Origin of the sequence: Novosphingobium resinovorum (assembly GCF_001742225.1) — a bacterium.
GTDB classification, from domain to species: domain Bacteria; phylum Pseudomonadota; class Alphaproteobacteria; order Sphingomonadales; family Sphingomonadaceae; genus Novosphingobium; species Novosphingobium resinovorum_A.
Map to the genome: position 1 here is coordinate 616,773 of NZ_CP017075.1, position 25,999 is coordinate 642,771.

The window sequence follows — 25,999 nt, forward strand, 5'->3', positions numbered from 1 at the left end:
GCAAGGGCGCGCGGTTCGTCAACCGCGCGCCTTCGCGTTCACTCGACCGTGACACTCTTGGCGAGGTTGCGCGGCTGGTCGACGTCGGTGCCCTTCACGCAGGCGACGTGATAGGCGAGGAGTTGCACCGGCACCGCGTAGACCAGCGGCGCGATCAGCGGGTGCACGCGCGGCATCTCGATGGTCGCGATGCAGCCTTCGCCCGCCTCGGCAATGCCTTCCGCGTCTGAGATCAGCACGACCTTGCCGCCGCGTGCGCGCACCTCCTGCATGTTGCTGACGGTCTTCTCGAACAGCGGGCCGGAAGGGGCGAGGACGATCACCGGCACCGCTTCGTCGATAAGCGCGATGGGGCCGTGCTTCATTTCACCCGAAGCATAACCTTCGGCGTGGATATAGCTGATTTCCTTGAGTTTCAGCGCGCCTTCGAGAGCCAGCGGGTAGTCCGGGCCACGCCCGAGGTAAAGCACATCGCGCGCCGGCGCGATGAGGTGCGCCATGGCCGCGATTTCCTCGTCATGATCGAGCGCGGCGTTGAGGCTGGCGGGTGTGGCGAGCAGGTGCTGGACGACTTCCGCTTCCTCAGCGCGGTCCATCCGCCCGCGCTTGACCGCCAGATGCGCGGCAAGGGCGGCGAGAACGGCAAGCTGGCAGGTGAAGGCCTTGGTCGAGGCGACGCCGATCTCCGGACCGGCGTGGGTCGGCAGCAGCAGGTCCGCCTCGCGCGCCATCGTGCTGGTGGGCACGTTGACGACGACGGCAATGGTCTGCCCGGCCGCCTTGCAGTGCTTGAGCGCGGCGAGGGTGTCGGCCGTCTCGCCCGACTGCGAGATGAAGAGGGCGAGGCCGCCGTCTTCCAGAACCGGGTCGCGGTAACGGAACTCGCTGGCCACGTCGATATCGACAGGTACTCGGGCGAAAGTCTCGATCCAGTACTTTGCGACCATGCCGGCGTAGAAGCTGGTGCCGCAGGCGACGATGGTGATGCGCTTGACCGAACCGAGGTCGAAATCGATCTGCGGCAGCGCTACCGACTGGTCGACCTGGCGCAGATAGCTGCGCAGCGTCTGGGCGACCACGGTGGGCTGCTCGAAGATTTCCTTCTGCATGAAGTGGCGGAAATTGCCCTTCTCGATCGCCACGGCCGACGCGCCGGAGGTGACGACTTCGCGCGTCACCGGATTGTTGTCGGCGTCGTAGATCGTCGCGCCCTCACGGGTGATGACGACCCAGTCACCTTCCTCGAGGTAGGTGATCTTCTGGGTCAGCGGGGCGAGGGCCAGCGCGTCCGATCCGAGGTAGGTCTCGCCATCCCCGTAGCCGACGACCAGCGGCGAGCCGAGGCGGGCGCCGATCAGCATGTCCGGGAAGCGGCGGAAGGCAATGGCGAGGGCGAAGGCACCGCGCAGTTGGGGCAGCACCGCCTTGACGGCGTCTTCCGGCGACGCGCCCGCTTCGACCTGCTCGGACACCAGATGCGCGACGACTTCGGTGTCGGTCTGGCTCTCGAAGGTGCGCCCGCGCGATTCGAGGGCTTCGCGCAAAGGCTTGAAGTTCTCGATGATGCCGTTGTGGACGAGCGCGAGTTCCGCCGTCGCGTGGGGGTGTGCGTTGGCGGCAGTCGGCGCGCCGTGGGTGGCCCAGCGGGTATGGGCGATGCCGGTCAGGCCCGGCGCCGGATCACGCGCCAGTTCCTTGACGAGGTTCATCAACTTGCCCTCGGCGCGGCGGCGCACGAGCTGGCCGTCAAACAGCGTACAGACGCCAGCGCTGTCGTAGCCGCGATATTCCATCCGGCGCAGGCCGTCGACCAGCCGGTCCGCCACGTCTTCCTTGCCGACGATGCCGATGATGCCACACATGAGATTAAGTGCCTTGGTCTAGAGAGAGTAGGGGACGCGGATGCCCGGCATGCTTGCCGGAAAATCCTTGGTATTTCGTGTAACCAGAATGCGCTGGCGCACTTGCGCGGAGGCCAGGATGATCGCGTCGGGCAATTTCAGTTTCGGTCGCTCCCGTCGTAGCGCTGCGGCATGGCGGGCGATCTCCGCGTCCACTTCCTCGATCAGGAAGCCCGACAGGAATATCTCTATGTTTCTTAGAGTCGCGCCGCCTTCCTTGGAAAGTACCTCAGTCCAGACCAGCCTGCTTATGCAGGGCCGATCAACACGTGCGATCTCGGCGTGGGCGGGCGGAAAACCGTTCAGCGCATCGATCAGGATATTGCTGTCGAACGAATAACCGCTCATTTTGCAGACGGCTTCCGGCCGGATTGGGCGAGATAATGCGCGCGTTCGCGGTCATCCTGCTCGTCGAAAAGGTCCGGAAATTCGGCCTTCACCTCTTCGTAGTCGTCATCCCACGGCCGGGTCCACGAAGCGCGCTCGCGGCGTTGCCAATCTATTGAATCGCCGATGTCCTGGCGGTTCTTCCAGATGCCGAAAGCCTGATCCAGCCAGTCCTTGCCACTCGCCGGCTGCGCCTGGGCCTTGTAGGTCGATACCGCCTCGCGCAGGACCGAAGCGCGCGACTGGCCGAGTTCGGCCGCGCGGGCGTCGAGCCAGCGGATGTCCTCGTCGGGCAGGTCTGCGAGAATACGCGTCATGATATCGCGATATCATATCGTGATATCATCGGCAAGGCGGATGTATCGTGAGCCATGGCAGGACAGTGCCGGATCGCCGATGACCGGGCGCTGTCCTGCACATTACATTCGCGTCATCAATCTCCGTCGATGAGGTTGCCCAGCGAGCCCAGCAGCGATCCCTCGCCGCGGTTCTGACCGCCGGTCGAGCCTGCCGCCGCCAGCATCCGCCCGGCGAGCCGCGAGAACGGCAGCGACTGGATCCAGACTTTGCCGGGGCCGCGCAGGCGGGCGAAGAACACGCCTTCCCCGCCGAAAATCATGGACTTGACGGAGCCTGCTCGCACCACGTCGAACTCCACGCTGGGCTGGAAGGCGGCGACGCAGCCGGTATCGACGTGGAGTTCTTCTCCGGCGCGAAGCTCGCGCTCGATCACGGTGCCGCCCATCTGGACGAAGACCCAGCCGTCGCCTTCCAGCTTCTGCATGATGAAGCCTTCGCCGCCGAACAGGCCGGTCATGATGCGCTGCTGGAAGTGGATGCCGATGGACACGCCGCGCGCGGCGCACAGGAAGGCGTCTTTCTGGCAGATCAACCGTCCGCCGACTTCGTCCAGCTTGATCGGCAGGATCGAGCCGGGGATCGGCGCCGCGAAGGATACGCGTGCCTTGCCTGAGCCGCGATGCGTGAAGACGGTCGTGAACAGGCTCTCGCCGGTGACGAGGCGCTTGCCCGCGCCCAGCAGCTTGCCCATGAAGCCGCCGCCCTGATCCGCCGAGCCGTCGCCGAACACGGTGGTCATGTCGATGGAGGCGTCCTTCCAGACCATCGCCCCGGCTTCGGCCACCGCGCTTTCGCCGGGATCGAGTTCGATCTCGACGAACTGGAGTTCCTGGCCCTTGATCTCGAAATCGACGTCGTCGGAAAGCGATGAACTGCGCGTATGGCTCCAGGGGCTGTTTGCCATCGAAAATCTCCGTCGTCGGCCCACCAGCGGGCCATGTGCGATGAGACGAGGGTTTGATTTCGGCAAGATGACTTGTCAAACCGCGCCGGTCGGATATTCTTCGCAGTTCAACGAACACTGTCTGACGATTGGCCCACGTAGAAGGGCTCGGCACAGACCGGCGCGGTATCGGTGTTTTGGGGAGAGGAAAAACACCGATGAACGCTCGAATTGCGTCTTCCGTTCTTGTTTCGATTTTCATCGCGGGAACGGCTCATGCCGAACCCGTGCAGCAACAGCCGCATCTTGTGGCGGCCAGTTTCGCACCCGCCGCGCGGGTGACGGATACCCGCTTCGATGCGGCCGCGCATGTCCAGCAGGGCTACGATCTGATCCGTCAGGGCAAGCAGGCGCAGGCGGTCAAGCTGTTCGACAAGGTCATCGCCGATGCCGACCAGCGGCTTTCCGGCGATTTGCGCCCACGCCTTTGCCGTGATGGCGGAGCGGCTTCCGGTGCCACTGTCGAAGTCGATTCCGCGCTGTGCGAGGCGCATTTCGGCAAGGGCTTCGCGCTCATCGATCTCGGTCGCGGCGATCTTGCCGAGGCTGAATTGCGGCAGGCCTCGCAGATGGCGCCGGGCAATGCCCATTTCGCCAACGAATATGCCGAACTCTTCAAATCGCGCCGGGACTGGCAGGGCAGCTACGATCTGTTCGCCAAGGCGTGGGCCGTGGTCGACAAGTCCACGACCGGCAAGGACGCACGGATAGCGGCGCGCGCCCTGCGGGGGATGGGTTTCACCAAGGCGGCGATGGGGCAGTATGACGAGGCGGAGAAGTTCTACGACCAGTCGCTGCAGTATGACCCCAAGAGCGAGATCGCCAAAGTAGAGCTGAGCAATATCGCGCGCAGGAAGGTGATTGGATCGTAAGACAGCAAGGCGTTTGAAGACAAAGCCCGTCATCCCAGCGAAGGCTGGGACCGCTGGCAAATCTTTAGGCGCTACGTTGCGTTAGCACTTTGCAGCCGTGGGTTGGGCTTTACGCGGCCAGCGGTCCCAGCCTTCGCTGGGATGACGGGCGCTGTCCTTTGACGTCAGCTCAGCCTTTCAACTCGGCCTTTTTCTTCTTCATGGCATCATGGAAGCGGTCGGCCCAGCCGGGCTTGACCAGTTGTTCCCCGCGAACGAGGCGCAGTTCGCCGTCCGCCACGTCGCGGGTGACCGCGCTGCCCGCCGCCACGATCGCGTCGGCGCCGATCTTCACGGGCGCCACCAGCGCGCTGTTGGAGCCGATGAAGGCGCGTTCGCCGATCACGGTCTTGTGCTTGAAGTAGCCGTCGTAGTTGCAGGTGATCGTGCCCGCGCCGATGTTGGCGCCCGCACCGACCACCGCGTCGCCGAGGTAGGTCAGGTGGTTGGCCTTCGCGCCTTCGCCCAGCACGGCGTTCTTCATCTCGACGAAGTTGCCGATCTTGGACCCGGCCTTGAGCACCGCGCCGGGCCGTAGGCGAGCGTAAGGTCCAATGGCGACGCTGCTTTCGAGCGTCGCGCCCTCGAGGTGCGAGAAGGCGTGAATGACGACGTTATCGGCGACACTCACACCGGGGCCGAACACCACGTTGGGCTCGACGGTAACATCGCGGCCGAGCTTCGTGTCCCAGGCGAAGAACACGGTTTCCGGCGCGATCAGCGTCACGCCATCGGCCATGGCCTGAACCCGGCGCGCCTTCTGCCAGCGGCCCTCGGCTTCGGCGAGTTCGCCGCGGCTGTTGATGCCGCCGACTTCGTCCGGGTCGTCAGTTACGATCACCGCGCAGGCGCGTCCTTCGAGCGTGGCGATATTGACGATATCGACGAGGTAATACTCGCCCTGGGCGTTCTCGTTGCCGACTTTGGCGAGCAGGTCGAACAGATCGGCCGACTTCACCGCCATCAGGCCCGAGTTGCACAAGCGGCAGGCGCGCTGTTCCTCGGTGGCGTCCTTGTATTCGACCATCATCGCGATGCGCCCGTCGTCATGGGCGAGCACACGGCCGTACTGCAGCGGGTCCTCGGGCTGGAAGCCGAGCACGACCACTGCCGGGGCATCCTCGGCATGGAGGCGGGCGATCATCGCGCGCATCGTCTCTTCGCGCACGAAGGGCACGTCGCCGTAGAGGATCAGCACGTCGCCGTCGAAGCCCGCCAGCGCGCCCTCGGCCTGCTGGACGGCGTGGCCGGTGCCGAGCTGCGGTTCCTGCACCGCGATCGTCGCGCGGCTGCCCAGCGCCTTTTCCAACTGCTCGCGGCCATGCCCGGCGACCACGACCTGCCGCTCGGGAGCCAACTGCGCGGCGCTCGCCAGCAAATGTTCCAGCATCGGGCGGCCGGCTACGGGATGGAGCACCTTGTGCAGGTCGCTCTTCATGCGGGTGCCCTTGCCGGCGGCGAGGACGACGATTGCGAGGGGGTTACTGGCCAAAGTCATGGGTGCTCTCCTGCCAGCAAATTGTTGCGGTTTCCATCCCGAGCCTGCACTGCTTGGTGCAATGACCAGCTTTCCTTTTCAGATCGTCGGTTTCGACCTCGACGGAACTCTTCTCGACAGCCTCGGTGACCTTGGCCACGCGGTCAATCACGCTCTTTCTCTGGAAGGCCGCCGGGCCGTCCCGCGCGAGGAAGTGCGCGGGTTCGTGGGCGGCGGCGCGCGCAAGATGCTCGCCAATGCGCTCGTCGCGACGGGCGGCGCGGTGGACGATGTGCGCTTCGAGGAACTGCACGATGCGCTGCTCGCCTTCTATGAGGCGAACATCGCGGTCGAGACCTGCCTGTTCCCCGGCGGCGCGGCGATGCTGGACGAACTGGCGGCGCGCGGCGTGAAGATCGCCGTCGTCACCAACAAGCTGGAGCGGTTCGCCACGAAGATCTTCGGCGAACTCGGCCTGTCGGAGCGGTTCTACACGGTGATCGGCGGCGACACCCTCGGCCCCGGCCGGGCCAAGCCGCGTCCCGACCTGCTGCAGCTCATGCTGGAACGCGGCGGGGAAGGGCGTGCGGCTTATGTCGGCGATACCACGTACGACACCCGCGCGGCGGCGGCGGCGGGGCTGCCGTGCATCGCGGTCAGCTTCGGTTTCAACGACCTGCCGCCGGGCGAACTGGGCGCAGCGGCGGTGATCGATCATTTCGACCAACTCGTCCCCGCGCTCGAGCGGATCGGCAACAACGCGGGGCCGATACCCGCCTGACCCGCTTGCCCGCCCGGCGGCTTCGTGCGAGCCCTCCGTTCGAAAGAGGGAGAGCCGACGATGCCGACACCGGGTGAGAAGCTGCGCGCGCTGATCGAGAACGGCGAGCATTTTGTCGCCGCCGAGGCCTACAGCGCGCTCACCGGGCGAATCGTCCAGCAGGTCGGGTTCAAGGCGGCGTATCTGGGCGGCCATGCCTGCTCGGCATTTCACTATGCGGTGCCCGACAACGGCATCTTCAGCCAGATCGAGCAGATCGATCAGGCGGGCCGCATCGCGCAGGCCATGGATATTCCGCTGATCGCCGACGCCGATACGCTGGGCGAGACGGTGGCCGATGCATACCGCTTCACGAAGATGTACGTTGCGGCGGGGATCGCCGGGTATCACGTCGAGGACGAGGTGAACCCCAAGCATTCCAAGCACGTCAACGGCTTGTGCTCGATCGAGGAAATGCAGTGCCGGATCGAGGCCGGGGTGAAGGCGCGGGGCGATTCGGGCCTGGTGATCATCGCGCGCTGCGATGAACTCTACACCAGCGCCAATGGCGGCGGCGGTTCGGGCTCGGTGGAAGAAGCGATCCGGCGGGGGCACGCTTATGCCGAGGCGGGCGCTGATGCGGTGGTCTTCGCTAGCGCGCCGCCGGAACAGCAGGCCGAAGTCATCCCGCATATGCCGATCCCGGTCTGCACGCTCGGGTTCAATTTGCCGGACACGCGCTTCACGCTTTCGACCGGGTGGGGCTGGGTCTCGGCGGCGGTGAACCACCTCAAGATGGCGCGCGAGCTGATGGAGACCGGCTCGGTCGCCAGCGCGATGGATGCTTTCCGTAACTTCCCGGAGAAGTACGACCTGATCGATCAGAAGCTGTATGATGATCTGATCGTCGATTGGGCGGAGCGGACTGGGCAACCCACGCGAACCAACCATGCGCGGTAGCCCCTCCGTCCGTCATTGCGAGCGTAGCGAAGCAATCCAGGGCGGCTCAAGACAGCCCTGGATTGCTTCGCTACGCTCGCAATGACGAGGTGTGTGGGGGCTTACTTCGGCTCCGTCACATCCTTCGGCAGCGCCAGCACCTCCAGCCCGGCCTCTGGCGCAAGGTAGCGCTGCGCCATCGCCTGCACGTCCGCCGGGGTAAGCGCCAGCAGCCGTTCGCGCGCATTTTGGAAACGCTCGATCCGATCGGGCTCGGACTGAGCGTGGTCCACCAGCGCCATCCACCCGGCATTGCTCTTGAGCGCGTTGGCGAGGCCCTCGATCATAGGCTGCCGCGCGCGCAGCAGGATGTCGGTGCTGACCGGGGCCTTGCGCAGATCGTCCAGCACCTGCCGGATCGCCGCGCGTGTCGCGGGCACTTCGGCGACGTCCACCGAGGCGTTGACCGAGAAGGTGCCATAGCCTTTCCACTCATGCGAAAGCTGGCTCGATGCCGAGGGCGAGTAGGCCTTCCCCAGCGCCTCGCGCAGCTGGTCGGTCAGCTCGACGCGCATGACGCGCTCCAGCAGTTCGAGTTCCAGCGCCTCGACCGGATCGGCATCGTCGCGCGTGGGCCAGGTGATGCGCAGCAGCGCCTGATCGGCCGGGCCGGTATGCCGCACGATCCGCGCCGAGCGATCCTTCGCGAAGAGGCGCGGGGGCTGGCCGGTCTCGCCGTGGAAGACCGTCTCGCGCGCGGGTAGGGCGCCGAACGTGCGGGCGACCAGCGCGATCGCGGCGTCTTCGTCGATATCGCCGACAAGGCCGATCTCGATCGCGCCCCGGGCCAGCCGATCGCTCACGTCGGTCTTCAGCTTGGCATAGGACAAGTGGCGATAATCCTCGACGTTGCCGAGGCTGAAACGCGGGTCGTCGTCGCTGAGGATGCCGCCGATGCGGGCCGCGAGCGCGGAGGCCGGGGTCGCATCGAGCTGCGCGAAGTAGTTGTTGATCGCCTGCCGATAGCGCACTTCGCCTTCGGGCCGGTAACCGGGGTCGGTGACCAGCGCGGCTAGCAGCTGCAGCTGGATTTCGAGGTCGCGCGGGGTCGTCGTCACCCGCGAATCGAAGCTCGCCGCCGCGCTCGACAACCCGAGCCCGACGCTGCGCCCGGCGAGAATCGTGTCGAGCGAATCGCGGCTGTGCTTGCCGAGGCCGCCATCGTCGAGATTGGGCACCAACTGCGTCGCATGCGGGTTCTCGCGCGTGTTCAGCCGGTCGCCGCCGTCTATGGCGAGGCTCACGCGCACGCGGTCCTTCTCCAGATCGGTCTTGCGCAAGTTCAGCATGACCCCGTTGGCGAACCGCACCTCGCGGATGCCGAGGTCTTCGCGCCGGGTGTCCGACACGACCTGCCCTGCCGGGCCGAAATCGGTGTACGCGAACTGCGCGGTGTCGGCGCCGGTTTCCTTGTCGATTTTCGCGCGCATGACCTCGCGCCAGGCATCGCGCAGCGCGGTTTCGCCGCCTTCGGGCGCCTTGCGGCCCTGGAAGCGGATCAGCGGCGCGTTGAGCGTCAACGCCTCGCGCTTGAGTGCGGCGAGCACGGCGTCGGGGGTGATCTGCGGGGCGAAGCGCTCGAAGCGTTCCAGCCCCGACTGCGGGGTGGAAGGCACCATCTCGTCATCGACCAGCGAGAGCGCCAGCGCCGTCAGCATCGCATTGCTGCGCGTCGAGGCCGAGGCTGCGGCATTGACGATGCCGGTGCGCACTTGCGCCACCTGTTCGGCGACTTCGGCCGCCGAGAAGCCGTAGGCGAGGGCGCGGCGGTATTCGATTCCGGCTGCCTCCAGCCCGGCGCGCCACTTGCCGTCCACGGTGTCGATGATGATGCGGGTCGAGCGCGCCGCCTTGAACACGTCGCCGGTGCCGAAGCCCGCGCCCCGAAACGGCGGCTCGGCGCTGCGGGCGAGGCGCTGGAGGCGGCGGTTGACGATGTCGTAGCCGATCGAGCGCAGCAGTGTCTCGCGGCGCTCGGCGATCGAGTCGGGTTCGTCCTGATAAGTCCCGTTGCGCTGGACGGTGACGCGCTCGGACAAGGCCGGGTCGAGATAGACGCCGGTGCGCGCCTTGTCCTTCGCCTTGACCGGGCCGGGGAAGGGCTGGGGCTCGGCGGGCCTTGCGGTCCAGTCGTTGAAATGGCGCACGATGCCGGCCTCCACCGTAGCGACGTCGAAATCGCCGACCACGACGAGGGTGACGTGGGCGGGGACATATTCGCGCTCGTAGAAGGCGCGCAGGGATGCGGCGTCGGCGGCGTTCAGGGTTTCGACGGTGCCGATGGGGAAGCGCTGGGCGTAGAGCGACTTGGGGTAGAAGAACCGCGTCGTGTCGATGGCGTTGCGCAAGGCCCAGGAATTGCGGTCGCGCATTTCCGCCAGCACGACGCCGCGCTCGCGGTTCACCGCCTCCTGCGAGATGGTGAGGTTGCTGGCGGTCTCGCGCATCAGCATCAGCGCGGTGTCGATCAGCGCCGGGTCATTGCGCGGCAGGTCCAGCTTGTAGAGCGTGCGGTCGAAGCTGGTCGAGGCATTGGTGTCGGCGCCGAAGGCCAGCCCCTCGCGCTCCAGCAGCGGCACCATCTGGCCCTCGGGCACGCGCTGCGAGCCGTTGAAGGCCATGTGTTCGAGGAAATGCGCGAAGCCCTGTTCGGCAGGGGATTCGTCGAGCGATCCCGCCTCGACGTCCATGCGCACGATCGCGGTTCCGGCGGGCGTCGCGTTGTGGCGGACGATGTAGCGCATGCCGTTGGCGAGGCGGCCGAAGCGGAAATCGGGATCGACCGGGATGTCGCTGCGGTCGAAGGCCCAGACAGCCTCTTGGGCGGGTTTGTCCTTTGCAGCCAGTGGCATGGGAGCCAGTGCGACAAGGAGCGCGATCAGGGAAACTCTCATCGCCTTGAGGAGTGCCAAGGCCGGAAGGCGAAGGCAAGTACGTTCCTCCCTGTCGCGCAGCGATGGGGAGGGGGACCGCCGCCGCAGGCGGTGGTGGAGGGGTTTGGAAGGCCCCCTCCGTCAGTCGCTGACGCGACTGCCACCTCCCCATCGCTGCGCGACAGGGAGGATTGCAGAATAAAAAAGGCGGCGCTCCCACCGGAACACCGCCCTTTCAATTCAACGCCTTGCGAGGCTTACTTGCCGCGCAGCTTGCGGTGCTTGGTGAGGTCCAGCACTTCGCTCGGGCCGTTGTCGTCCTGCAGCAGGCCGAGGCGGCGGGCGACTTCCTGGTAGGCCTCTTCCTCGCCGCCGAGGTCGCGGCGGAAGCGGTCCTTGTCGAGCTTCTCGCCGGTGGTCATGTCCCACAGGCGGCAGCCGTCGGGGCTGATCTCGTCGGCGAGGATCACGCGGCTGAAGTCGCCGTCCCAGATGCGCCCGAATTCGAGCTTGAAGTCGACGAGGCGGATGTTGATCGCCGCGAACATGCCCGCCATGAAGTCGTTCACGCGGATCGCCATGGCGGCGATGTCCTGCATCTCGTCATGGTTGGCCCAGCCGAAGCAGGCGATATGTTCCTCGGCGATCAGCGGGTCGCCCAGCGCGTCGTCCTTGTAGTAGTACTCGATCAGCGTGTGCGGCAGCATCTCGCCCTCGGGGATGCCGAGGCGCTTGGAGATGGAACCGGCGGCCACGTTGCGCACCACGACCTCGATCGGGATGATCTCGACCTGGCGGACCAGCTGCTCGCGCATGTTGAGGCGGCGGATGAAGTGGTTGGGCACGCCGATGTGGTTCAGGCGCGTGAACACATACTCGCTGATGCGATTGTTGATGACGCCCTTGCCCTGGATAGTGCCCTTCTTCTGGGCATTGAACGCGGTCGCATCGTCCTTGAAGTACTGGATCAGCGTGCCGGGCTCGGGGCCTTCGTAAAGGATCTTGGCCTTGCCTTCGTAGATCTGGCGGCGACGGGACATGCGCTTGGGTCCTTGCAAAACGTGCGAAAGAGCAAGCCCCGGCGCTTCGGGAAGGCCGGGGCATTCGAGCGGGCATATAATGGAAGCCGGTGTAAAAGCAAACTGCCCGCGCGGCAGGGGCCTCCGGGGCGAAGATGAGCGAGGAATTGTGCGGATGAGCGTGACTATCCAGGTGCTGACGGGGGCGCAGATGCTGGCGGCCGTCGGCGATCTTGCGCGGCTGCGGATCGCGGTCTTCGCCGAATGGCCCTACCTCTACGACGGCGCGGAGGCTTACGAGGAAAGCTACCTGCGCGAATTTGCCGAGGCGACCGATGCCGTGCTGGTGGCGGCGCGCGATGGAGCCCGGGTCGTGGGTATGGCGACGGCCTCTCCCATGGCGGTGCAGAAGGCGGAGTTTCGCGGGCCTTTCGAGTCGCGCGGGCTGGACGTGGCGGGGCTGTTCTACTTCGGCGAATCCGTGCTGCTGCCGGAATATCGCGGGCAGGGGATCGGCCATGCCTTCTTCGACCATCGCGAGGCGCAGGCGCGGCGGTGCGGTGCGAAGGCGACGACGTTCGCGGCGGTTGTGCGGCCTCTCGATCATCCGGACCTTCCGGAGGGATACGTGCCGCTCGACGGGTTCTGGCGCAGGCGCGGGTATGTGCCGGTCGAGGGACTGGTCACCGAACTGGCGTGGAAGGACCACCGGGATGAGGGCGATCGTCCGAAGCCGATGCAGTACTGGATGCGGGAGCAGGGGTAGTGGCTTGCCGTCGGGCCCACCCCGTCCGGCTAGGTCCCTCGGACCAAGCCTCCCAGCCCTCCCGCAAGCGGGAGGGCTGAAACGGTTTTCCCCGGCCCGCTTGCGGGAGGGGCAGCGAGACTTAGGCCGCAGGCCTTAGTCGCAGCGGGGTGGGCCTATCGCGCCTTCAACTCTGCCACCAGCGCCCGTGCCGCTGCGCTGACCTGCTCCCACGTCGACTCGAACCCTTCCGGCCCGCCGTAGTACGGATCGGCCACGTCCTGCCCCTCCAGCCCCGGCACGTGGTCGAGCAGCAGCGACAGGCGCGCCTCGCCATCCGAGGGCGCGAGGCGGCGCAAGTCGGCGAGGTTGGAGGCGTCGAGCGCGACGATGCGGTCGAAACGGCGGAAGTCCTGCGCCTTTACCTGCCGCGCGCGGTAGGAGTGGATGTCGATGCCGTGGCGCGCGGCCTCGGCGCAGGAGCGCGGGTCCGGTCCCTTGCCGACATGCCATGACCCGGTGCCGGCCGAATCGGCGATCACCTCCAGCCCGGCACGCTCGGCCTCATGACGCAGCGCGGCTTCGGCGAGGGGGGAGCGGCAGATGTTGCCGAGGCAGACGAACAGGACGGACGGTACGTTTGACATGGTTCGGCGATAGCGCCCTGCCGTGCCTGCGTCACTCCGCGAGTTTCTGGGGGATAGGCGCCTTCGCGCTTTCGGCCAGCTGCAGCAGCATCGCCCGCACGTCGGCGACGACGAAGGGCTTGTTGAGCATCGGCCGGTCGGCATGTCCGCGCGGCAGATGCTCGCGGTCGTAGCCGCTGACGAAAGCGAAGGGCGTGTCGCGTGCGGCAAGGGCGTCGGCGACGGGGTCGATCTTCTCGCCGTTGAGATTGCCGTCGAGAAGCGCGAGGTCCGGCCCGGTTTCGCGGATCATGGCGAGGGCCTGATCGCACGACGTCGCAGGGCCGATGGCGATGCAGCCGCCGTCCTCGATCTCCATGATCAGTTCCATCGCGACCAGCGGCTCGTCCTCGACGACGAGGATGCGCATCGGCGGCAGGGAGGCGGGCGCGTTTGCGACGGGTGGTGGCGGGACGGGCTGCGGGGCGGGTTCGGCGACGCCCGCGCCTGCAACTAGGGGCAGCACCATCGACCAACGCACGCCTTCGGGCGCGAACTCGGAGACGATGCGCGCGCCGTCGGAAACCATGCTGTGCTCGATCAGGGTCGAGCCGAAGCCGCGCCGCTCAGGGGGAGAGACTGGCGGGCCGCCGTGTTCGCTCCATTCCATCGCCAGCACGTGGCTGGTGACGGTCCAGGCGAGGCGCACGGTGCCGACCGCATTGGAGAACGCCCCGTACTTGTGCGCATTGGTGGCGAGTTCGTGGAACACCAGCGAGAAGCGCAGCGCCAGTTCGGGTGGCAGGTCGGCGTCGGGGCCGTCGAGCAGCAGCCTATCCTCGCTGAGCGCACCGATGGCGACGTGGTCGGCGATGAGGCGGCGCAGGCTCGCGCTCTCCCACGTGGTCGCGCTGAGCATCGAGTGTGCGCGCGCCAGTGCCTGCAGGCGGCCGGTGAAGGCGTCCTGGAACTCCCGGTGCGAGCGGGCATGGCGGAACCCCTGCGAGGCGATCGCCTGCACCGTTGCCAGCGTGTTCTTCACCCGGTGGTTGAGTTCGCCGATGAGCAGGCGCTGGGTGTCCTCGGCGCGGCGGCGTTCGGTGATGTCGAGCATCTCGATCATCACGCTGCCCGGGCGCAGGCCAGTGCCCGCGAGCGAGGAACAGTACCATTCGCCTTCGCGCAGCACCCCGTCAGCGCGGCGGTAGCGGTGCTCCTGCATGGCGCGGCGGTCGCCGCCTTCGAGCAGTTCGCCCATGCCCTTGAGGAACGCCTCGCGCCCGCCGTTCGGCGGCAGGAACGGCGCTTCCGAAAGGGGCACGCCGAGCATGTCGGCTGCCGTGTAGCCCATCGTGCGTTCGGCGCCCTTGTACCAACCGACGATGCGCAGGCTGGAGTCGATCTCCAGCACCGCCATTGGCGAATTGTCGCCATGCGCGCGCAGACGGCCCAGCGCGGCGCCGAGTTCATCGCGCTGGAATGCGATCTCGCGGCGCTGGCGGGCCAGCTCGACGAACACCGTGACCTTCGAATTGAGTACGGTGATGTCGATGGGCTTGAGCAGGTAATCGACCGCGCCGGTCTCGAAGCCGCGGAACTTGCGCCGCTCGTCCGTGGCGACGGCGGTGAGGAAGATGATCGGCACGCCGCGCGTCCGCTCGGTCCCGCGCATGAGTTCGGCCAGTTCGAAGCCGTCCATCTCGGGCATCTGCACGTCGAGCAGGGCCAGCGCGAAGTCCTGCCTGAGCAGCAGTTCCAGCGCCTCGAACCCGGAGGATGCGGTGACGAGTTCGACGCCGGGTTGGTCGAGCGCGGCTTCCAGCGCGATCAGGTTCTCGCGGACGTCGTCCACCGCAAGGATGCGCAAGGGTTCATTCGGCAAAGGCGGCCTCCTGCACATGGTGCGTGGTGCGCCGCCAGATTTTCTCGGCCGGGGCGAAGTCTGAAAAGCACTCGGTCTCCGCCGAGAACGCGACGGTCTCCTTGGAGCCGAGGCCGAGGAAGCCGCCGGGCGGCAGCGACTGGGCGAAGAGGCCGAGCGCGCGGTCCTGCAGGGCGCGGTCGAAATAGATCAGCACGTTGCGGCTCGACACCAGCTGGACCTCGGAGAACACCGCGTCGCTGGCGAGATTGTGGTCGGCGAAGACCGCGCGGCGGCGCAGCGCCGGATCGAAGCGGGCGACGTTGCTGTTGGCGGTGTAGTAGTCCGAAAGCGAACCCTTGCCGCCCGCCTCGCGGTAATTGCGCGAGAAGCCGGCAATGCGCTCGATATCGAAGATGCCTGCCTCGGCCTTGGCCAGCGCGGGGCGGCTGATGTCGGTGCAATAGAACATCGTGCGATCCTCCAGCCCCGCCTCGCGGAACAGGATGGCGAGGGAGTAGAACTCCTCGCCGTTGGCGCAGCCCGCGATCCACACCTTGATCGTCGGCCATGTGGCGAGGTGGGGGATCACCGTCTCGCGGATCATTCGGAAATATTCGGGGTCGCGGAACATGTCGCTGACCTGGATGGTCAGGAAGCCGATCAGCACCGGCAGGCTGGCGGAATCGTGGAGGATCACGTCGAGCAGACCGGAGAGGTGCGCCACGCCGAAATGGGCTTGCGCGCGTTCGAGGCGGCGCAGCAGCGAGGCGCGCGAATAATCGCGGAAATCGTACTGGTAGCGCCGCCAGATGGCCTCGACGATGAGGTCCAGTTCGATGTCGTTCAGGCTGTCGCCGGAGCGGATGACCATCATCTCTCTCGCCCGATCATCGCGGCATCCATACGCGCACGAGGCTGAGCAGCTTGTCGATGTCGAGCGGCTTGGAGAGGTAGTCGTTGGCGCCCGCGTCGATGCATTCGCGGTGGTCGCGCTCCATGGCCTTGGCGGTGAGCGCGATGATCGGCAGGCGCGACCACTGCGGGTCCTTGCGGATCTCTTTCATGCAGGTCAGCCCGTCCATCTCGGGCATCATCACGTCCATCAGCACGAGATCGACCGGCGCCCCGTCGCTGTCGACGCTGCGGGCGAGTTCGTTCAGCGCCTCGATCCCGTTGCGGGCGATGCGTACCCCGACGCCGTGCGGCTCCAGCACCGAAGTGAGCGCGTAGACGTTGCGGATGTCGTCCTCGACAACCAGAATCTGGCGGCCTTCCAGCGCCTGGTCGCGGCCCAGCGAGCGGGCGAGCAGCTGCTGCTTTTCCTGTGGCAGTTCGGAGACGACCTGGTGGAGGAACAGCGTCACTTCGTCGAGCAGGCGCTCGGGGCTCTTGGCGCCCTTGACGATGATCGACTTGGAATAGCGCCGCAGCCGCATCTCCTCTTCGGGCGAGAGGTCGCGGCCGGTGTAGACGATCACCGGCGGGAAGCCGACGCTCTCGTCGTGCGAAAGGCGTTCGAGCAGGTCCAGCCCCGACATGTCGGGCAGGTTGAGGTCGAGCACCATGCAGTCGAACGTCTCGGTGCCGAGGCTGCCCAGGCATTCGGCGGCGGAGTGGACCTCCACCGTCTCGACATCGCGCGAGGCGAGCAGGAGGTGGATCGCCTCGGCCTGCTGGGCGTCGTCCTCGACCACCAGCACGCGGCGCAGGCGCTGGGCCATGCGCGCCTCCAGCCCTTCGAGCATGTCGACCAGGGTGTCGCGGCTGACCGGCTTGAACAGGTAGCCGACCGCGCCGCTGGCGAGCGCCGCATGGTCGTCATGGTCGGCCGAGACGATATGGACCGGGATATGTCGGGTGCGGGCGTCGCGCTTGATGCGGTCGAGCACCGAGAGGCCGGTATGGTCGGGCAGGTGCATGTCGAGGATCACCGCCTGCGGCAGATACTGACGCGCGAGCAGGGCGCCTTCGTCGGCGGTCCCCGCGATCAGGCACGAGAAGCCGACTTCGTGCGCGAGATCGGCGAGGATACCCGCGAAAGCCGGATCGTCCTCGACGATGAGGATCACGCGCGAATCGCCGCTGAGGGTTTCACGGTCGTCGGCGATAGCGGCGAGGCGGCGCGGGGCCGTCGGCGCGGGCGTCGGCGACGTGGCAAGCGGTGTGGGCGAGGGGCGGCGGACCTGTTCGGGCGCGGCTTCGGCGTCGAAGTGCTCGGGCAGGGTGATGGTGAAGGCGCTGCCCTTGCCGGGCTCGCTCTCCAGCGAGATCGTGCCGCCGAGCAACTGCGACAACTCGCGCGAGATCGAGAGGCCGAGGCCGGTGCCGCCGTACTTGCGGGCGATGCCGCCGTCGGCTTGACGGAACGCCTCGAAGATCGCGCCCTGCTTGTCGGCGGGGATGCCGGTGCCGGTGTCCCGCACGGTGAAGGCGACGTTGCCGGCGGCGCGGCCGACCTCGACGGCGACATGGCCGCGCTCGGTGAACTTGATCGCGTTCGACAGGAAGTTCTTGAGCACTTGCTCCAGCCGCAGAGGGTCGGTCTCGATTTCGCCCGCCACGTCGGCGATGCGTAGTTCGAGGCCGCGTTTGGCGGCGGCGGGGGCGAACGTATCGCGCAGCTTGGCGAGGATCGCGGCGACCGGGACCGTGCGCGGTTCCAGCTCCAGCTTGCCCGCCTCGATCTTGGAAATGTCGAGCACGTCGTTGATCAGCGCGAGCAGGTCGTTGCCGGACGTCTCGATCGTCTCGGCAAAGCGGACCTGCTCGGACGAGAGGTTGCCGCCGCGATTGTCGGCCAGCAGGCGCGCCATGATCAGCAGCGAGTTGAGCGGCGTGCGCAGCTCATGGCTCATGTTGGCGAGGAATTCGCTCTTGTAGCGGCTCGCCTGTTCCAGATCCTCGGTCTGTCCGCGCAGCATCGTCTGGGCGCGGGTCAGCTCGTCGCGCTGGGCTTCGAGCGAGGTCGCCTGTTCCTCCAGCTGGGCGTTGGAGCGTTCCAGCTCGGCCTGCTGGGCTTCTAGTTCGGTCTGGGAATTCTGCAGGGCCTTGGCCTGCGCTTCCAGTTCGTCGTTGGTGGCGCGCAGTTCCTCGCTCTGGTTGGCGAGTTCCTCGGCCTGCTGCTGGGTTTCGGAGAGCAGGTGCTCCAGCCGCGCGCGGTATTTGGCGGAGCGCAGCGAGAGGCCGACCGCGCCGGAAATCGTGTCGAGGAAGCGGGGCGCGTCTTCGGGGCGGGCCTCGGGCGTGTCAAGGAAGCCGAGTTCGATGACGGCATTGACCTTGCCGTCGATCGCGGCCGCGCCGAGTACCAGACGGTCCAGCGGCGATTGCCCGAGCGCGGTCCCGAACGAGAGATAGCCGGCAGGGGCCTTCGCGATCGTACGGGTGCGCCCGTCGCGGATCACTTCGGCAAGCAGGCCGTCGTCGGGCGCGAGCTGGTCGGGAACCCCGGCACCTTTGGGTACGCCGTAACTGGCGACGCGGCGAAAGGCGCCTTCGTCATTGACGTAGACGATCCCCGCCGCCGCGCCGAAACGGTCGACGAGGAAGCTGATCACGCGGTGCGAGAGGTCGTCGAGGGAGAGGTTTCCGGTGGTCTCCCGCGCCAGCCTGGCCTCGCCTTCACGCAGGGCCTGCAGGGCGCGGGTGGAATTGCGGTAGCTGATGAACGCGGCGCCGATGCCGGCCAGCGTCAGGTTGGTGATCGTGCCCAGGGTGCGGTTGATGAGCGCGATTTCCTTGGCCACGCCTTCGGGCGCGAGTTGGTAGCCGATCACGATCAGCACGGTCGTCGCGGCGGCCACGGCAAGGGGCGCCAGCCGATGCGGCGCGAGATAAGCCAGCACCGTAGGCAGCAAATAGATGACCCAGATCGAGGTGCCCAGCGGGAAACGGGTATCGGCGATGAAGGTCAGGCCGATGACGATGGGTAGCAGGATGTAGAGAAACTTGGTGGAATCCAGTCCGCGGGCGGTTGCCATTCACTCGTCTCGCGGGGGTAAAAAACCGCTGCAGCCGGACCGCTCCCCCATCACGCACGGTCCCCGGATCAGGTCGGATAACGTTAACGGCGTTCCCCGGTTCCCGACGGACCGAAATATTTTCGCCGCGGACTGCGGCCGGACGCAAAGCCGCGCGCTCGCCAAAACTTCCTTAAGACATTGCTGGTATCGGCAGGAGATTATCGGGGCAATTCCAAGAGCGAGCCTGGTTTACGATGCGTCAAGCATGTCTCTATCCCGCCAAGGCCGTTCGCGAAGTGCTGAACGGTGTCCTGCGCGATTCCGGCGGCAACATCCTTCCGATCGCAGCGATCGGCATGCTCGTGGCGGCGGTCGTGGTGGGCTCGGCGGTTGATCTGAGCCGCGATTACCTCGTGCGTGAACAAATCCAGTCTGCCTGCGACGCGGCGGTGCTGGCGGGGCGGCGCACGGTGACGACGGCTGGTTTCGACACCGCCTCGAAGGCGGCCGCGACGGCGTATTTCAACACCAACTTCAACGACGCGCAGCAGGGCACGCGCTCCACGGTGTTCACCGTGACTTCCACCGACGACGGCCAGACCGTCACCGCGACCGCGACGACCGTGCTCGACACCTTGCTGATGCGCATCTTCGGCAAGGACAGCTTCGACATCCGGGTAAACTGCGGAAGCTCGATGGGCGTCGGCAACGCGGACGTGATGATGGTGCTCGATACCACCGGTTCGATGGACTACACGCTTTCGGGCTCGCAGACGCGCATCCAGGCATTGCGCGCGGCGATGAAGAATTTCTACACGACGATCTACAACGCCACCGCGAACAGCAATGCGCGCGTGCGCTACGGCTTCGTGCCGTTCAGTTCGACGGTGAACGTCGGCAGGCTGCTTACGGCGGTCAACAGCAGCTATATCGTCGACAGCTATCCCTACCAGTCGCGCGCCTACGAGCCCGACGATTCGGGCGGCAGCGATTACAGCGGCACATGGACTGCCGTTATTCCGACGACGAGCTACAGTTCGCAGAACGACTGCAATAATGCCAAGCCCGCAGATACGGCGTTCAGCGAGCAGGGGTCCGGGCAGGCACGATCGCAAGTGAAGAAGGAATACTCGTGTATTCGTTCCGATAGAAACTCGCCATACTACGTCTATTGGCGCTGGCTGACCCGTCCCTACACGATGCGCTACCATCAGGTTACGTACGACACGAGCAGCTTCAAGAAGTTCAACTCGGTCGCCACGCCTACCGGAACCAACGGCGCGAACGTGTCCTCGACCTGGGGCGGTTGCATCCAGGAACGCGACACCGTGGCGCAGGCCACCTTCAGCTACTCGACCAGCACGGGCATCTCGCCCAAGGCCGCGCTCGATCTCGACCTCGACACGGCGCCGACGTCGGACGACAAGACCAAGTGGCGTCCGCTCTGGCCGGAGGTGTCCTACCGCCGCTGGTCGGACAGCGGCTACTACACCACCGCGACCACCAACAACGGCGGTGATGCGGGAACGTATTGCCCGGCGCAGGCAAAGCTGCTGGCGACGATGACGCAGAGCGCGTTCAATTCCTACGCGGACTCGCTCGTGGCGATCGGGGGCACGTACCTCGACGTCGGGATGATCTGGGGCGGGCGCCTGATGTCGCAGCAGGGCATGTGGTCGACCCTCAACAGCGACGAACCGTCCAACGGCGGCAAGGTTTCGCGCCACGTCATCTTCATGACCGACGGCCAGATGGAGCCCAACCAGTACATCGCCCAGGCCTGGGGCATCGAGTACTGGGACCGCCGCGTCACCACCGACGGTACGACCAACGACACCGCCCGCCACACCCAGCGCTTCCTTGCGACGTGCGAGGCGATCAAGGCCAAGGGTATCCGCGTCTGGGTCGTGGCGTTCACGTCCAGCCTGAGCAGCGATCTGACGACCTGCGCATCCGACGACAGTTCGTACACCGCGAACAGCTCGTCCGAACTGAACACCGCGTTCCAGGAGATCGCCAAGCAGGTCGGCGAGTTGAGGGTCGTGCAGTGACGGCGCCGCTGCTCCGTCGCCTCCGGGCGGGCGAGCGCGGCTCGGCGGTGATCGAGTTCGCCGTCGCCGCGCCGGTGCTCCTGCTGCTGCTCATCGGCATCTACGACATGGCGCACCGCGCCTATCTCACCGCGATCCTGCACGGCGCGGTGGAAGAGGCCTCGCGTCAGGACGGACTGGAGATCGCCGACAACACCAAGGCCGACGCCTACGTCACCGCGATGGTCCAGCGCGTAGCGCCGGGCGCGACGGTCGCCTTCAAGCGCTCCAGCTACTACGACTTCGCCGACATAAAACGCGCCGAGGCCTGGAACGACAAGAACACCAACGGCAAGTGCGACAACGGCGAAACCTACACCGACGAGAACCGCAACGGCAGATGGGACGCGGATGTGGGGAACAGCGACAACGGTGGCGGCAACGACGTCGTGCTCTACACCGCGACGGTGACCTATACGCCCGTGTTCATCGTGCCGTTCATGCCCAATTCGACGAGCCAGCGCACGCTGACCGCGAGCACGGTGCGCAAGAACCAGCCTTACGAGCTACAGGCCAAGTATGGCTCGGATGCGGGGAGCTGCCCATGATCGCGCGCCTTGCTGCGGGTCTTGCCGGAAGGCTGCGCCGCGATCAGCGCGGTGTCTCTTTCATGGAGTTCGCGCTGATCCTGCCGATCATCGTCACAATGGGTTTCTACGGAACCGAATTGGCATGGATGGCGATGATCAACATGCAGATCGCCCAGATCGCCAGCTCGGTGGCCGATAACGCCTCGCGCCTCGGCCAGACCGACAACAGCGCGGTGACCCCCACCGTCAAGGAAGCGGACGTCGCTTCGGTGATGTCGGGAGCGCTGGTGCAGGGGTCGTACTTCAACTTCGCCGCCAACGGGCGGATCATCCTCTCCAGCCTCGAATACGACACTGCGACCAAGCGCCAGTACATCCACTGGCAGCGCTGCCAGGGCAGCCTCAAGGTGAAGTCGCAATACGGCGTCGCCAAGGCCGGCCTGACCGGCACCACGCTGGCGGGCATGGGCAATCCGACGATCACGGCGGTGTCGGGTTCGGCGGTGATGTATGTGGAGGTGAACTACACCTACCAGCCGCTGTTCGGCACCTGGTTCGTCGGCCAGCCCAACTTCCGCCGCGAGGCCGCCTACATCATCCGCGACGATCGCAGCCTTGGCGCCAGCTCGGGCGACGGCATCTCCGACGCGACGACGACCACGAAGGCCAGCTGCAGTTGAGTTCGGCCCCGTCAAATCGTCGTCCCGGACTTGATCCGGGACCGGTGGCCGCGCCGGGACCCACTTGCGCGCAGGGTGCCCGGTCGATGAACCGCGCCTAAAGACAGCCACCGGTCCCGGATCAAGTCCGGGACGACGGGGCCTTCGTGCGGATCGTCAGCGCGGCTCCAGCCGGATCGCGGTGCCGCCGCCGGGGGCCAGCCACACGTCCATGGTATCGCCCTTCTTCACCGTGCGCGTGTCGTAGGCGATGTTGTGGCGCGCTTCGGTTTCATACGTCGCGCCTTCGCCGTCCTTCCAGACGCTGGCCTTGTAGCTCTTGCCCGCATCGAGGAAGTCGAACTTCAGCGTCACCGTGCGCGCCGTCGCATCGTTCACGCCGCCGACGAACCACCTCGGCGAAGCGCGGTCCTTGCGTGCGAAGATCGCATAGTCGCCTACTTCGCCCGCGATCAGGTGGCTCTCGGCCCAGTCGGTCGGCACGCTCTCGATGAAGTTCATCTCGCGCGGGTACTTGTCGAGTTGCTCGATGAAGTCTGCTGCCATCTGGATCGGCGAGTAGATCGCGAGGTACAGCCCCAGCTGCTTCGCCAGCGTCGAGGCGAGGGGACCGTTCGCGCCTTCGAGGCTCAGAACGCCGGGCGTGAAGTCCATCGGGCCGGACAGCATGCGGGTATAGACCAGCGTAGGCTCATGGTCCGGGCCGTTGGCGAACTTGCCCCAGGCGTTATACTCCATGCCGCGCGCCCCTTCGCGCGAGACCCAGTTGGGGTACGTGCGGCGAAGGCCCGTGTCCTTGACCGGTTCATGCGCGTCGATGGCTATGTGGTGCTTCGCGGCATCCTCGACGACGGCGAGGTGGTGCTCGACCTGCCGCTGGCCGTCGTGCCACTCCATGCGGACCGGGCCGACCGGGCCGCCGGGATAGTCGGTGTTCGCGATCACGCCGCCATGGTCGGCGACGTAGCCGGTCTTCACCGTGTCCACGCCCAGCTTCTGGTAGAGCGCGAAACCGGCGTCCATGTTCGCTTCGTAATTGGCGATGTTGCCGCCGGTCTCGTGGTGACCGATCAGCTTGACGCCCTTCTTCGCGGCGTACTTCGTCACCGCTTCGATGTCGAAATCGGGCGTCGCCTGCGTGAAGCTGAATTCGTCGCCGTGGCCGAACCAGTCGCCGTTCCAGCCCTTGTTCCAGCCCTCGACCAGCACGCCGCGGAACTTGTGCTTCGCGGCATAGTCGATGTACTGCTTGGTCCGCTCGGTGGTGGCGCCGTGCTTCGGGCCTTCCGCCCAGGTCCAGTCGTTGCGGATCATGCCCCACCAGATGCCGATGTAGCGGCCCGGCTTCACCCAGCTGACATCGCCCAGCTTGTTGGGCTCGTTGAGGTTCAGCTCCAGATCGTTGTCGACCAGACCTTCGGCGTCATCCGCGATGCGCACCGTGCGCCACGGCGTCGCGAAGGGCAGATCGCGCACCACGCGCGGGCCCCGCGAGGAGGGCGAAAGGGTTGTGCGGAAGGTCTGCCCGGTCGCGCGCTTGAACCAGTAACCGGCATAGTCGACCAGCGCCGCTTCGTGGAACGACAGATGGGTGCCGTCCTCCAGCTTCATGGTGATCGGCGTGTGTGCGGTAGAGACGGCGTCGATCGGGGTCTTCTGGTAGACCTGCTCATAGCGGTTCCACTCGCCGCCGGGGATCCACCATGCAGTGCCCTTGGGGACGATGTCGAACTCAGTCGTCTCGTCGGCGATCTTCATCGTCTTGAGGCCGGGCTGTTCGGGGATCTCGTAGCGGAAGCCCACGCCGTTGTCGAAGAGGCGGAAGGTGACGTTCATCAGCCGCGTCCCGTAGGTCTTGCCCTGCTTGAAGCGGACGGTGACCTGATTGTACGTGTCCTTGACGAAGCGGCGCTCACCCCAGGGCTGTTCCCAGGTGTCGTCGCCCTTCGCGGTATCGCTGCTCTCGATGGCGAAGCCGCGCGTCATGTTGAGGCCATCCGTCAGGATGAAGCCCAGCTTGCTCGGCGCGATCAGCAGCTTGCCCTTGCGGGTGAGCGACCACATCGGGCGGCTGTCGTTGTCGATGGTGACCGTCAGCACGATCGAGCCGTCGGGCGATTGAGCGGTGACTTGCGGCTTGGTTTCCTGCGCCATGGCAGGGGCGGCGATGACGATGCCGGCACTAGCCAGCAGGGCGAGCGGCTTCATGCCGTTTCTCCTTCGATGATCCACAAGGCGCCGCATGCGGGGAGCGTGCCCAAGGTGAGGGCGCATTCGGCGTTATTCACAGCGGCCAGAACGCGGCCGCCGGTCGGAATTGCTGCAGGCCATGCTGCAGGCGCATCGCTCATGTTGACGACGACCAGCACACGGTGCCCTTCAAGTTCTCGGCGCAGCACGAGGCGCGTGTCGTCGGCGAGCAGCACTTCGCCGGAGCCCCGGCGCAGCGCCGGATCGGCGGCGCGAAGCTGCAGCAGATGCCGCGTCAGGTTGAGCAGCGAAGCCGGGTCCGTCTCTTGCCGGTCGACCGCGCGCGACAGGTTCTGCTCGCTCAGCGGCAGCCATGGTGCGGAGGAGGTGAAGCCGCCATGCTCGCTCTGCGCCATCCACGGCAGCGGCGTGCGCACGCCGTCGCGTGAGAGGGTGAGCGGCCAGTTGGCGATTGCCTCCGGATCCTGCAGCATCTCGAACGGGATCTCGTCCTGCAGCAGGCCGAGTTCCTCACCCTGGAACAGGATCGGATTGCCCCGGATCGACAGGAGCGTCAGCATCTTCATCCGCGCGAAGGCGTCGATCTGGTCAGGTGCGCACCAGCGGGACAGGGCGCGCGGGGCGTCGTGGTTCTCGAAGGCCCAGCTCGGCCATCCGGCGTCGGGTTCGTCGGGCCAGAACTGCAGCACTTCGGCGATGTGCGCGGGACGCAGCGCGTCGGCATAGAGCAGATCGAAACCGTAGGCGCTGTCCAGACGGGCAGGGCCTTGCGTGAAGGTGCGCTTCTCTTCCATCGCCCGCGATCCGCCGACTTCGGCCAGCGAATAGGTATCGGGATAGGAGGAGATCAGCGCCTGCAGCCGCTCGATGAACTTGAGGATGTCCGGGTGCGACTGATTGTAGACCTGCAGCTGAAAATCGTAGGGCCGCGTGCGCACCTTCCCGTCGTCCGGCGCGGGCGGATTGTTGCGCAGCATCGGGTCGTGCATCGAGTGGTTGAGCGCATCGATGCGGAAGCCCGCGACGCCCCGGTCCAGCCAGAACTTCGCCACCGCCAGCAGCGCGTCCTGTACCTCGGGGTTATGGCAATTGAGCTGCGGCTGCTCGGCCAGGAAATTATGCATGTAATACTGCCCGCGCCGCGCATCCCAGCGCCACGCCGGGCCGCCGAACACCGACTGCCAGTTGTTGGGCGGCGAACCGTCCACCTTGGGATCGGCCCAGACGTACCAGTCCGACCGCGCATTGCCGCGGCTGGACCGGCTCTCGGCAAACCACGGGTGCTGGTCCGAGGTGTGGGCATAGACCTGATCGACGATGACCTTCAGGCCAAGCGCCTTCGCCTTCGCGATCAGCGCGTCGAAATCCTCCAGCGTGCCGAACATCGGGTCGACCGCGCAGTAGTCGGAAATGTCGTAGCCGAAGTCGGCCATCGGCGACTGGTAGAACGGCGAGATCCAGATCGCCTCGACGCCGAGCCGGGCGACATGGTCGAGGCGCGAGGTGATGCCGGGCAGGTCGCCGATGCCGTCGCCGTTGGAATCGGCGAAGCTGCGCGGATAGATCTGGTAGATCGCCGCGCCGCGCCACCATGGCGCCTTGGAGGAGGTTTCTGGGTTCGTCATGGCGTTCTCTGGTACGTCTAGGTGTCGTTAGGGTGC

The 25,999-nt window shown here is 66.2% G+C and carries 20 protein-coding genes; 7 read left to right on the forward strand and 13 right to left on the reverse strand.

Annotated elements, in window-relative coordinates; genetic code table 11:
* Window positions 1–38: 38 nt before the first annotated feature.
* The 4 genes from glmS to BES08_RS02775 form a co-directional block, all read right to left on the reverse strand.
* On the reverse strand, window positions 39–1,862 hold the full coding sequence (gene glmS, locus BES08_RS02760) for a glutamine--fructose-6-phosphate transaminase (isomerizing) (RefSeq protein WP_069707659.1): 1,824 nt from the start codon (window positions 1,860–1,862) through the stop codon (window positions 39–41).
* Between the two features lie 18 nt (window positions 1,863–1,880).
* Window positions 1,881–2,249 (reverse strand): type II toxin-antitoxin system VapC family toxin, encoded by a 369-nt coding sequence (locus BES08_RS02765; protein ID WP_069707660.1) that lies wholly within the window; start codon window positions 2,247–2,249, stop codon window positions 1,881–1,883.
* Window positions 2,246–2,605, reverse strand: a complete 360-nt coding sequence (locus BES08_RS02770; protein WP_069707661.1) for a ribbon-helix-helix protein, CopG family — start codon at window positions 2,603–2,605, stop codon at window positions 2,246–2,248. The genes BES08_RS02765 and BES08_RS02770 overlap by 4 nt, the downstream gene beginning before the upstream one ends.
* Before the next feature lie 116 nt (window positions 2,606–2,721).
* Window positions 2,722–3,552: a TIGR00266 family protein gene (locus tag BES08_RS02775; protein ID WP_008832307.1), complete on the reverse strand. Its 831-nt coding sequence runs from the start codon at window positions 3,550–3,552 to the stop codon at window positions 2,722–2,724.
* A gap of 197 nt (window positions 3,553–3,749) precedes the next feature.
* On the opposite strand from BES08_RS02775, the gene BES08_RS02780 reads away from it, so the two are divergent.
* Window positions 3,750–4,463 (forward strand): tetratricopeptide repeat protein, encoded by a 714-nt coding sequence (locus BES08_RS02780; protein WP_069707662.1) that lies wholly within the window; start codon window positions 3,750–3,752, stop codon window positions 4,461–4,463.
* Between the two features lie 169 nt (window positions 4,464–4,632).
* Here the strand turns inward: BES08_RS02780 and glmU are convergent, their stop codons facing one another.
* Complete coding sequence (glmU, locus tag BES08_RS02785; protein WP_069707663.1) at window positions 4,633–6,000, reverse strand: bifunctional UDP-N-acetylglucosamine diphosphorylase/glucosamine-1-phosphate N-acetyltransferase GlmU; 1,368 nt, start codon at window positions 5,998–6,000, stop codon at window positions 4,633–4,635.
* 61 nt (window positions 6,001–6,061) lie between these two features.
* Between glmU and BES08_RS02790 the strand changes: the two genes are divergently transcribed.
* Window positions 6,062–6,760: an HAD-IA family hydrolase gene (locus BES08_RS02790; RefSeq protein ID WP_069707664.1), complete on the forward strand. Its 699-nt coding sequence runs from the start codon at window positions 6,062–6,064 to the stop codon at window positions 6,758–6,760.
* A gap of 60 nt (window positions 6,761–6,820) precedes the next feature.
* Complete coding sequence (locus BES08_RS02795; RefSeq protein ID WP_069707665.1) at window positions 6,821–7,699, forward strand: isocitrate lyase/PEP mutase family protein; 879 nt, start codon at window positions 6,821–6,823, stop codon at window positions 7,697–7,699.
* A gap of 101 nt (window positions 7,700–7,800) precedes the next feature.
* Here BES08_RS02795 and BES08_RS02800 read toward each other — a convergent pair whose 3' ends face one another.
* On the reverse strand, window positions 7,801–10,632 hold the full coding sequence (locus tag BES08_RS02800; protein WP_069707666.1) for a M16 family metallopeptidase: 2,832 nt from the start codon (window positions 10,630–10,632) through the stop codon (window positions 7,801–7,803).
* A 236-nt stretch (window positions 10,633–10,868) separates the two neighbouring features.
* Complete coding sequence (gene purC, locus BES08_RS02805) at window positions 10,869–11,651, reverse strand: phosphoribosylaminoimidazolesuccinocarboxamide synthase (RefSeq protein ID WP_008832179.1); 783 nt, start codon at window positions 11,649–11,651, stop codon at window positions 10,869–10,871.
* Between the two features lie 154 nt (window positions 11,652–11,805).
* Here purC and BES08_RS02810 point away from each other — a divergent pair, with 154 nt between their 5' ends.
* Window positions 11,806–12,396 (forward strand): GNAT family N-acetyltransferase, encoded by a 591-nt coding sequence (locus BES08_RS02810; protein ID WP_069707667.1) that lies wholly within the window; start codon window positions 11,806–11,808, stop codon window positions 12,394–12,396.
* A gap of 155 nt (window positions 12,397–12,551) precedes the next feature.
* Here BES08_RS02810 and BES08_RS02815 read toward each other — a convergent pair whose 3' ends face one another.
* From BES08_RS02815 to BES08_RS02830, 4 genes are read right to left on the reverse strand one after another with little or no spacing between them, the layout of a single operon-like run.
* Window positions 12,552–13,022, reverse strand: a complete 471-nt coding sequence (locus tag BES08_RS02815; protein ID WP_069707668.1) for a low molecular weight protein-tyrosine-phosphatase — start codon at window positions 13,020–13,022, stop codon at window positions 12,552–12,554.
* Between the two features lie 31 nt (window positions 13,023–13,053).
* On the reverse strand, window positions 13,054–14,883 hold the full coding sequence (locus BES08_RS02820) for a response regulator (RefSeq protein WP_083274573.1): 1,830 nt from the start codon (window positions 14,881–14,883) through the stop codon (window positions 13,054–13,056).
* A complete protein-coding gene (locus tag BES08_RS02825; protein WP_069707670.1) occupies window positions 14,873–15,739 on the reverse strand; it encodes a CheR family methyltransferase in 867 nt (288 codons plus the stop codon). The genes BES08_RS02820 and BES08_RS02825 overlap by 11 nt, the downstream gene beginning before the upstream one ends.
* Window positions 15,740–15,752: 13 nt before the next feature.
* Complete coding sequence (locus BES08_RS02830; RefSeq protein WP_069707671.1) at window positions 15,753–18,845, reverse strand: response regulator; 3,093 nt, start codon at window positions 18,843–18,845, stop codon at window positions 15,753–15,755.
* Between the two features lie 236 nt (window positions 18,846–19,081).
* Here BES08_RS02830 and BES08_RS02835 point away from each other — a divergent pair, with 236 nt between their 5' ends.
* From BES08_RS02835 to BES08_RS02845, 3 genes are read left to right on the forward strand one after another with little or no spacing between them, the layout of a single operon-like run.
* Window positions 19,082–20,878: a pilus assembly protein TadG-related protein gene (locus BES08_RS02835; protein ID WP_008832173.1), complete on the forward strand. Its 1,797-nt coding sequence runs from the start codon at window positions 19,082–19,084 to the stop codon at window positions 20,876–20,878.
* On the forward strand, window positions 20,875–21,465 hold the full coding sequence (locus BES08_RS02840) for a TadE/TadG family type IV pilus assembly protein (protein ID WP_008832172.1): 591 nt from the start codon (window positions 20,875–20,877) through the stop codon (window positions 21,463–21,465). Before BES08_RS02835 ends, BES08_RS02840 begins: the two co-directional genes overlap by 4 nt.
* Window positions 21,462–22,127 (forward strand): TadE/TadG family type IV pilus assembly protein, encoded by a 666-nt coding sequence (locus BES08_RS02845; RefSeq protein ID WP_008832171.1) that lies wholly within the window; start codon window positions 21,462–21,464, stop codon window positions 22,125–22,127. The genes BES08_RS02840 and BES08_RS02845 overlap by 4 nt, the downstream gene beginning before the upstream one ends.
* A 156-nt stretch (window positions 22,128–22,283) precedes the next feature.
* Here the strand turns inward: BES08_RS02845 and BES08_RS02850 are convergent, their stop codons facing one another.
* Both BES08_RS02850 and BES08_RS02855 read right to left on the reverse strand, forming a co-directional pair.
* On the reverse strand, window positions 22,284–24,335 hold the full coding sequence (locus tag BES08_RS02850) for a glycoside hydrolase family 97 protein (protein WP_069707672.1): 2,052 nt from the start codon (window positions 24,333–24,335) through the stop codon (window positions 22,284–22,286).
* Entirely contained in the window at window positions 24,332–25,963 is a 1,632-nt protein-coding gene (locus BES08_RS02855) for an alpha-amylase family glycosyl hydrolase (protein WP_069707673.1), read from the reverse strand. Before BES08_RS02855 ends, BES08_RS02850 begins: the two co-directional genes overlap by 4 nt.
* Window positions 25,964–25,999 lie beyond the last annotated feature (36 nt).

Bases quoted from the DNA above. Each gene is read 5' to 3' on its own strand.
- BES08_RS02815 (WP_069707668.1), bottom strand. From the start codon at position 13,022: ATGTCAAACGTACCGTCCGTCCTGTTCGTCTGCCTCGGCAACATCTGC.
- BES08_RS02770 (WP_069707661.1), bottom strand. From the start codon at position 2,605: ATGACGCGTATTCTCGCAGACCTGCCCGACGAGGACATCCGCTGGCTC.
- BES08_RS02830 (WP_069707671.1), bottom strand. From the start codon at position 18,845: ATGGCAACCGCCCGCGGACTGGATTCCACCAAGTTTCTCTACATCCTG.
- glmS (WP_069707659.1), bottom strand. From the start codon at position 1,862: ATGTGTGGCATCATCGGCATCGTCGGCAAGGAAGACGTGGCGGACCGG.
- BES08_RS02850 (WP_069707672.1), bottom strand. From the start codon at position 24,335: ATGAAGCCGCTCGCCCTGCTGGCTAGTGCCGGCATCGTCATCGCCGCC.
- BES08_RS02845 (WP_008832171.1), top strand. From the start codon at position 21,462: ATGATCGCGCGCCTTGCTGCGGGTCTTGCCGGAAGGCTGCGCCGCGAT.
- BES08_RS02810 (WP_069707667.1), top strand. From the start codon at position 11,806: ATGAGCGTGACTATCCAGGTGCTGACGGGGGCGCAGATGCTGGCGGCC.
- BES08_RS02835 (WP_008832173.1), top strand. From the start codon at position 19,082: ATGCGTCAAGCATGTCTCTATCCCGCCAAGGCCGTTCGCGAAGTGCTG.
- BES08_RS02765 (WP_069707660.1), bottom strand. From the start codon at position 2,249: ATGAGCGGTTATTCGTTCGACAGCAATATCCTGATCGATGCGCTGAAC.
- BES08_RS02790 (WP_069707664.1), top strand. From the start codon at position 6,062: ATGACCAGCTTTCCTTTTCAGATCGTCGGTTTCGACCTCGACGGAACT.
- BES08_RS02795 (WP_069707665.1), top strand. From the start codon at position 6,821: ATGCCGACACCGGGTGAGAAGCTGCGCGCGCTGATCGAGAACGGCGAG.
- BES08_RS02780 (WP_069707662.1), top strand. From the start codon at position 3,750: ATGAACGCTCGAATTGCGTCTTCCGTTCTTGTTTCGATTTTCATCGCG.
- BES08_RS02855 (WP_069707673.1), bottom strand. From the start codon at position 25,963: ATGACGAACCCAGAAACCTCCTCCAAGGCGCCATGGTGGCGCGGCGCG.
- BES08_RS02775 (WP_008832307.1), bottom strand. From the start codon at position 3,552: ATGGCAAACAGCCCCTGGAGCCATACGCGCAGTTCATCGCTTTCCGAC.
- BES08_RS02800 (WP_069707666.1), bottom strand. From the start codon at position 10,632: ATGAGAGTTTCCCTGATCGCGCTCCTTGTCGCACTGGCTCCCATGCCA.
- glmU (WP_069707663.1), bottom strand. From the start codon at position 6,000: ATGACTTTGGCCAGTAACCCCCTCGCAATCGTCGTCCTCGCCGCCGGC.
- BES08_RS02825 (WP_069707670.1), bottom strand. From the start codon at position 15,739: ATGATGGTCATCCGCTCCGGCGACAGCCTGAACGACATCGAACTGGAC.
- purC (WP_008832179.1), bottom strand. From the start codon at position 11,651: ATGTCCCGTCGCCGCCAGATCTACGAAGGCAAGGCCAAGATCCTTTAC.